Origin of the sequence: Streptomyces sp. PsTaAH-137 (assembly GCF_003259365.1) — a bacterium.
Lineage (GTDB): Bacteria > Actinomycetota > Actinomycetes > Streptomycetales > Streptomycetaceae > Streptomyces.
The window spans coordinates 1-1,276 of sequence record NZ_QLLY01000105.1 but is presented as its reverse complement, the minus strand read 5'-3'; the positions used below and the strand labels follow the sequence as shown (position 1 = coordinate 1,276).

At 66.0% G+C, this 1,276-nt stretch carries 1 protein-coding gene; it reads right to left on the bottom strand.

Annotated elements, in window-relative coordinates; genetic code table 11:
* Window positions 1–424: 424 nt before the first annotated feature.
* Window positions 425–1,276 (bottom strand): RHS repeat-associated core domain-containing protein (locus tag K377_RS41220; protein WP_237551682.1); only part of this gene is annotated, 852 nt, incomplete at its 5' end.

Here is a 1,276-nt window from a genome sequence, read left to right as displayed (position 1 = left end):
TGCCGGTGGAGCGGCCGGTGCGGTTGCCGGCCTTGTCGTAGCAGTAGGACCAGCCGGCCGTCGTGGAGCCGGACTTGGTCTCCACGGCCTTGGTCCGCTTATCACCAGCGATACCCATATCCGCCGTCGGCTCGAAGCCGTGAAAGCAGAATGCACACCATCGGCCGGTGCCGCCATACCTAGTTCGCTTCCAGTGCTCTGGCGGCCGTCCGGCGACCTGCACCTCCGGACGGCCGCCAGTCAGGGAGTGCCGATGATGGGCTGCGGAACCGATCGCAGCCCATCATCACCCTACCCGTAGATCATTTTCCGTTCCCCCACCACTTTCCCACCAGGAACATGCCCACGAGAAGGACAATGGCCACGATCAGAATGTAAATGAGGTTGTCCATGCAATCCAAACTCTCTGGGAATAGCGGCTAAGTTAGGCCGCCTGCGCGACTGACAGGCCCCTGCCCATGGCGCCTGTCGCCATTCCGGCGCCGCAAGCGAGGGCCGAGTCTCCTAGGTCTCCTCCTGTGAAAGCTGCCCCTACCGCTCCACCTACGCAGCCTCCCACGAGCGCGCCGCCGAGCGGGCCTATGACTGGGGTGAGTGCAGCCCCGACCACCACACCGAGAGTGGCTCCGGCAAAAGCCTTCAAGCCCTTCGTGAGCGAGAAAAGCCCGCTCGGGTCACTGCTGTTTACGGGGTCGCCTGCCGCGTAGAGGTAGGCGTTGTTTTCCTGGCCGCTGGGGTCGGGCTGGGTGAAGCGGCCGAGGTTCGGGTCGTAGTAACGGGCGCCCATCTTGTACAGCCCGGACGGGTCCTGGTAGGTGCTGGTGTAGCGGAAAGGCTGGTTGGTGCCGCTGTTGGCGCGGGTTTCGCCGTAGGGGCCGTACGAGTAGGTCGCCGTGCGCTTGCCCGACGCGTCGACCAGGCCGATGACGGAGTTCTGGGCGTCGGTCAGGTAGTACTGGCTGGCGCCCCCGCTCTTCATGGCGACCAGCGTGCCCGAGGGCTCGCGGATGAAACCGGTCGCCGCACCGGACACACTCTGCCCGGTGAGACCGACCGCGGCATTGGTGAACGTGGTGGAGCCGGCCTTCAGGCGCTGGGTGTTGTCGGTGCCCGCGTACGTCTGGTCCGTCGTAGAACCGGACTGGGTGTAGGCGCCGAGCTGGTTGTGCGGGGTCCACGATGCCGCGGTGCGGGTGCCCGTCGGGCTCGCGGCCGACGTCTCGTTGCCGGCGCCGTCGTAGGTGAAAGCGTCGTTGCCGTCGAACGAGGTCAGCTC